The 6,487-nt window shown below is 69.4% G+C and carries 3 protein-coding genes; 1 reads left to right on the top strand and 2 read right to left on the bottom strand.

Annotated features, from left to right (window positions below):
* Positions 1-30: 30 nt before the first annotated feature.
* On the bottom strand, positions 31-1,875 hold the full coding sequence (locus AC6LJ9_RS30065) for a methyl-accepting chemotaxis protein (protein ID WP_212316672.1): 1,845 nt from the start codon (positions 1,873-1,875) through the stop codon (positions 31-33).
* Between the two features lie 105 nt (positions 1,876-1,980).
* Positions 1,981-3,960, bottom strand: coding sequence for a methyl-accepting chemotaxis protein (locus tag AC6LJ9_RS30060; protein WP_498150376.1), 1,980 nt, complete (start codon positions 3,958-3,960; stop codon positions 1,981-1,983).
* A gap of 278 nt (positions 3,961-4,238) precedes the next feature.
* Here AC6LJ9_RS30060 and fhuE point away from each other — a divergent pair, with 278 nt between their 5' ends.
* Positions 4,239-6,431, top strand: a complete 2,193-nt coding sequence (fhuE, locus tag AC6LJ9_RS30055; RefSeq protein WP_498150375.1) for a ferric-rhodotorulic acid/ferric-coprogen receptor FhuE — start codon at positions 4,239-4,241, stop codon at positions 6,429-6,431.
* Positions 6,432-6,487: the final 56 nt, after the last annotated feature.

The following is a 6,487-nucleotide window of genomic DNA, read 5'->3' as shown; positions in this document are numbered from 1 at the left end:
GCGGGACGTTCCGCCGCGCCGCCCGATCCCTTAGCCGTGGCTCAGGGCCAGCGCCGGACCGGCCTGGCGCTGGTCGCCGCGCAGCTTGAAGCGCGCCACCGTGCCGGCCAGCGCGCGCGCCTGGTCGTTCAGCAGCGCGGCCGCGGCGGCCGACTGCTCGACCAGCGCGGCGTTCTGCTGCGTGGCCTGGTCCATGTCGGAGACGCTGCGGTCGATCTGGCTGATGCCCACGCTCTGCTCGGTCATGGCGCCGTGGATCTCGGTGACCAGCCGCTGCACGCGGTCGATGCCCTGCACGATCTCGGTCATGGTGACGCCGGCGGCCTGCACGCGCTGGGTGCCGCTCTTGACGTTCTGCACCGAGGCCTCGATCAGCGCCTTGATCTCCTGCGCCGAGGCGGCGCTGCGCTGGGCCAGCGTGCGCACCTCGCCCGCCACCACCGCGAAGCCGCGGCCCTGTTCGCCGGCGCGCGCGGCTTCCACCGCGGCGTTCAGCGCCAGGATGTTGGTCTGGAAGGCGATGCCGTCGATCACGCTGATGATCTCGGTGATGCGTTCGGACGACTGCGAGATCGCGCCCATGGTGTGGACCGCGTCGGACACCACCTGGCCGCCGCGCTCGGCGGCGGTGCTGGCCTCGGTGGCCAGGCGCGTGGCCTGCTCGGCGGTCTCGGCGGTCTGCTTCACGCTGGAGGTCAGCTGGGTCAGCGCCGCCGAGGTTTCCTCCAGCGAGCCGGCCGAGGTCTCGGTGCGTTGCGACAGATCGCGGTTGCCCATGTCGATCTCGCTGGTCGCGGTGCTCATGGAGCCCACGCCGGCGCGCACGTCCAGCATCACAGTGCTGATCTTGTCGACGAAGGCGTTGAAGGACTTGGAGATCTGCGCCACTTCATCGTGGCCCACCACGTCCAGCCGGTGCGTCATGTCGCCGTCGCCCGAGCCGATCGTGTCCATCGCGTCGCGCACGGCGGACAGGCGCTTGAAGGCGCGCGAAGTGATCAGGCTGGCGATGGCCAGTGCCGCCAGCGTCAGCACCACCAGCGCGATCAGCGTGGCGTTGAACACCTGCGTCAGTCCCACCGTGGCCTCGGCCTTGTCCAGCGCCACCACCAGGTACCAGTCGGTGCCGGGAATGCGCTTGGCCTTGACCAGCTTTTCGGCGCCGGCCAGCGTGATCACCGCCGGCTCGCCGCCGTCGCGCGCCAGGCCCTTGAGCGCCTCGGGCTTGAGCTCGGGCGCGACCTCGGTGGCGGGCTTGAGCGCGAACTTGTCGTCCACGTGGGAAATCACCTGGCCGTCGCTGCCCAGCACGAAGGCCAGGCTGGACGGCGTCGGATGGATGGCCTGGATGATGGCCTTGACGCCATCCAGCGCGACCGCGCCGCTCAGGGCGCCGATGGTCTTGCCTTCGCGCACGATGGGCGTGGTGAAGGCCACGTAGGGCTTGCCGGTGCCGGAATCGCCGTAGGGCTTGGTCACGGTCAGCTTGCCCGATTCCACCGCGCTCTTGTACCAGGGGCGCGAGGTCGGATCGTAGTCGGCGGGCGTATTGGCCGTGGAAAAGAAGGTCTTGTCCGACCAGCCGATGCTGGTGATGGGGAAATCGTTGGTCTGGCCCATCAGGCGCGTCAGTCCGCGCGGGTCGCCCTTTTCCACCACGGCGGCGGTGGCCGAGACCGCTTGGGCCTTGTCCGCCGACCAGCGCTCGATGGCGCTGGCGTTGCCGTTGGCCACCGCGTCCAGCGTGCCGGCGATGGCCGACATCATGTTGTCGCGCACGATCTTGTAGGTGGTCACGCCGGAAAGGGCCAGCGCCCCCACCACGGTCAGCCCCGTGATCAACAGGATCCGGTTGCGCAGCGAAGTAATTTTCATGCTCTCATCTCAATGCATCGGCCCGGGCCGGGCCCGGCCGGCGGCGGCGTTTCCATCCGGAACGCGCGCCGCCTCACCAAACTTACGGCAGCGGGGGCCGCGACTTTAGCCGCGCGGCGGGATTAGATTGTCGACACGCAAGGGAACGGGCTCGTCCCGCAGCGTGAACTCCGCCATCTTGCGGTTCATCGCCGCCGCCTGCGACAGCAGGTTTTCCGACGCCGCGGCCGCCTCTTCCACCAGCGCTGCGTTCTGCTGCGTGATGTCGTCCATCTGCGCGATGGCCTGGTTCACCTGCTCGATGCCCGCCGTCTGCTGGGCCACCGCCGCACCGATGCCGCCGACAAGGCCCGAGACCTCGCGGATCTCGGTCACCAGGCCCTGGATCACGGCGCCCGCGCGCGACACCTTGGCCACGCCGCCCTCGATCTGCTCGACGGACAGCTGGATCAGGTCCTTGATCTCGCGCGCCGCCGTGGCGGACTTCTGCGCCAGGCTGCGCACCTCGCTGGCGACCACGGCGAAACCCTTGCCCTGCTCGCCCGCGCGCGCGGCCTCGACCGCCGCGTTCAACGCCAGGATGTTGGTCTGGAAGGCGATGCCTTCGATCACGCCGATGATCTCCGAGATGCGGGCCGCGCTGCCCTGCACCGCGCCGATCGCCGCATTGGCCTCGCGCGCCGCCGCCCCGCCCTGGTCCGCCAGATCGGCCGCGCCCCGGGCGCGCTCGCCGGCGGCCAGCGCCTCGGCCGCGTTCTGGCGCGCCGTGGCCGTGAACTGTTCCATCGAGGCCGCGGTTTCCTCCAGGCTGGCGGCCTGTTCCTCGGTGCGGCGCGACAGATCATGGTTGCCGGCGGCGATCTCGCCGGCCGCGCCTTCGATCGCGGCGGCCCCGGCCTGCACCTGGCGCACCGTGCCGCTCAGGCCCTCGCTCATCCGGTTCAGCGACGCCAGCAGCCGGGCCGTCTCGTCGCTTCCCTGCGGCGCGGCGCGCGCGCTCAGGTCCGACTCGGCCACGCGCTGCGCCAGCGCCGCCGCCTCGGCCAGCGGCCCGGCGATCGAGCGCGCGATCAGCACGCCCAGCGCGAGCGCGGCCAGCGCCAGGACGGCCAGCACGCTCCACAGCGCGATCTGCTCGCGTCCGATCCGGTCCACCTCGCGCTCCAGCAGCCCGGTCGCCAGCGCCGTGGCGCCGTCGATCTCGCGGTACAGCGCCTCCAGCTGCGCGGTGGCCTTGCCGAAATAGCCCCGCCGTTCCTCGTCCGCCAGGCTGGCGGCGCGCGCCAGCGACGAGCGCGTCAGTTCGTCCATGCCGTCCAGCGCCTGCCGCACCCGCCCGGCGGCGGCATCGATCTGCGCCGCCAGCGCCGGCGCGCCGGTTCCCGCGCGTTCCAGGTTGCGCGCGATGTTCGCGCCCATGTCGCGAGCGCGCGCCAGCCCGGTGTCCACCGCCAGGCGCTGCGCCGCGCCCGGCTCGCCGGCCGCCAGCGCCGCCGCCGCGCGGGCGCGCACCTGGCCCAGCGTCTCGGCCGCCACGGGCAGGTCCTGATAGGCCGCCGCGATCAGCGCGGACGCGCCCAGGTCCGCATCGAGGCTGAGCTTGAAGTCATCAAGCAGCGTGTTCTTGAACAGCAGCAGCCGCGCGACCAGCGCGGTATGGCGCTCGAAACTCGCGGGCGCGGCGATATCCGCGTCATCCACCTGCTTGCGCAGCGCGCGCCATTCCTGGGCCAGCGCATCGAGCGTGGCCAGCGCGGTGGCGGGCGCGGCCGCCTCGCGCAGCCGCGTGTCCAGCTCGCGCCATTGCGCATCGACGCCGGGCGCCAGCCGGCGCCGTTCCTCGCCCGCCTCGCGGCCCCCGTTCAGATGCAGGTTGGACAGCCCGCGATGCGCCTGCACCAGGCGCACGGCCTGCAACAGCGAGGCGACCGGGCGCGCGCCCGCGGCTTCCAGGCGCTTCTGCGCCGCGGTCTCCCACGACGCCTTGACGTACAGCAGCAGCGGGACGGCGAACAGGATCAGGCTCAAACCACCCAGCAGCAGGAATTTGCGCTGTAGCGGCAACATGCCGAGCAGACGTTTCATATTCGTACTTCCCTATAGTCTGGCCGGGCTTCCCGCCATGTCTGGCGTGTCGTGACCGGCAAAACTCCTTCAATCCGCTTACGGCGGGGGGATGACAAACTATAGAGTTGCTTCATGGTCGGTTTGCCATAGATCAAACCGAAGGCGAATTCCCAGGCGAAGCGCCGCACGGACGCGGCGCGCCCGAACCGGAACTGAATTACACAATCCTGAATGTTATTGCGAATTATTTGCATTAAAATTCCGAGCTTTTCAGATTCAGGGAAAGGAAACCCGTCATGAAAGACCATCGGCAACCCCGCCGCCGCGCGGCCCGCCCCCGCTTTGCCTTGCGGCGCAGCCATTGCCTGGTCCTCATGGCGCTGGCCGCCGGCGCCGCCGGCGCGCAGGAAGGCAGCGTCGCCACCCTGCCCTCGGTGCAGGTGGTGGGCGACTCTGCCAACGCCACCACCACCGAAGGCACCAATGCCTATACGCCGCGCGCCACCTCGGCCAGCACCGGCCTGCCGCTGTCGCTGCGCGATACACCGCAATCGGTCACCGTGGTCACGCGCCAGCGCATCGAGGACGAGAACATGCGCTCGCTGGTCGATGTGATGAGCAGCACGCCCGGCATCTCGGTGCAGAACTACGACAGCGAGCGCTACAGCTTCAATGCGCGTGGCTTCTCGATCAGCAACTACATGTACGACGGCGTGCCGACCAGCTTCGATATCGGCTACGCCGCAGGCGAATCCTCGCTGGACCCGATCATCTACGACCGTGTGGAAGTGGTGCGCGGCGCAACCGGCCTGCTCACGGGCGCGGGCAATCCGTCCGCCTCGATCAACCTGGTGCGCAAGCGCGCCGACAGCCGCGAATTCAAGGCCGACCTCAGCGTCAACGCCGGCACGCAGGATACCTATGGCGCCTCAGCCGATCTGTCCACGCCGCTGAACGCCAGCGGCAGCGTGCGCGGGCGCATCGTCTCGGCATACCAGGACAAGCACTCCTACCTGGACGGCTACCAGATCAAGAAGACAGTCTTCTACGGCGTGGTCGACGCCGACCTGAGCGACAAGACCACGCTGAGCGTGGGTTTCAACTACCAGGACAACGATCCCAAGCGCAGCAGCTGGGGCGGCTTTCCGCTGTGGTACGCCGACGGCGGGCGCACCGACTGGCGCCGCTCGCTCAATACCGGCGCCGACTGGACATCCTGGGGCAGCACCACGCAAGGCGCCTTCGCCACGCTGGAGCACCGGTTCGACAACGAATGGCGCGTCAAGGTCTCGGGCTCGCACTCCAAGCATGAGATGGACGCCAAGCTGCTGTATCTGTACGGCTGGCCGGACCGCGACACGGGCCTGGGCATGAAGGCCAGCCCATCGTGGTACCTGGGCGACCGCAAGCAGAACAGCCTGGACGTGCAGGCCACCGGCCCGTTCACGCTGCTCGGCCGCCGCCACGAAGCGGTGTTCGGCGCCAGCATGAGCCGCCAGTCCACCGACTTCCTCTATCGCGCCGGGCAATCGCCCGCGGAAGTGGGCAACTTCCTGCAATGGAACGGCTCCTACCCCGAGCCCGCCTGGGCCGACCCCACCACCGCCAGCCGTGACGTGACCAAGCAGACCGGCTGGTACGGCGCGCTGCGCTTCAGCCTGGCCGATCCGCTCAAGCTGATCGTGGGCGGGCGCTACAGCACCTGGAAGATCGACTCGGTGGGCTTCGGCGGCAACAGCCGCTACGCGTTCAAGAAGGAGTCCTTCGTTCCCTACGCCGGCCTGCTGTACGACTTCGCCGACAACTACACGGCCTACGTCAGCTACACCGGCATCTTCAACCCGCAGAGCTACCAGGACCGCAGCGGCAGCTGGCTGGATCCGCTGCAAGGCAAGGCCTACGAGGCCGGCGTCAAGGGCGAGTTCCTGGACGGCAAGCTCAATGCCAGCGCGGCGGTGTTCCAGATCGAGCAGGACAACGTCGCCCAGGAAGACGTGGGCCATCTGGTGCCCGGCACGCCGAATGCCGCCTATTACGCCGCGCAGGGCACGCGCAGCCGGGGCTTCGAACTGGAAGTCTCGGGCGAGGCCGCGCCGGGCTGGAACGTCGCTGCCGGCTGGACCCACTGGACCGCGCGCGACGGCAAGGGCGAAGCCATCCAGACCGACCAGCCGCGCTCGATGGTCCGGCTGTTCACCACCTATCGTCTGCCCGGCGACTGGAACCGCCTGACGGTGGGCGGCGGCGTGAACTGGCAGAGCCACCTGTATAAGATCGCCAGCGGCCCCAACGGCAGCGAGCGCGTCGGCCAGGGCAGCTACGCCATCACCAACCTGATGGCGCGCTACCAGTTCAACCGCAGCCTGTCGGCGCAGCTCAACGTCAACAACCTGTTCGACCGCAAGTACTACAGCCAGATCGGCTTCTACAACCAGGGCGCATGGGCGGCCGGACGCAGCGCCGTGCTGTCGGTGCGCTACCAGTATTGACGCGCTGCGCACCGCGGCAGGCGGCGCGCGCCGCCTGCCGCGGGTCGATGTCCGTC

This window comes from Achromobacter sp. 1011811831 (assembly GCF_059760905.1).
This window is presented reverse-complemented; position numbering and strand designations above follow the sequence as displayed.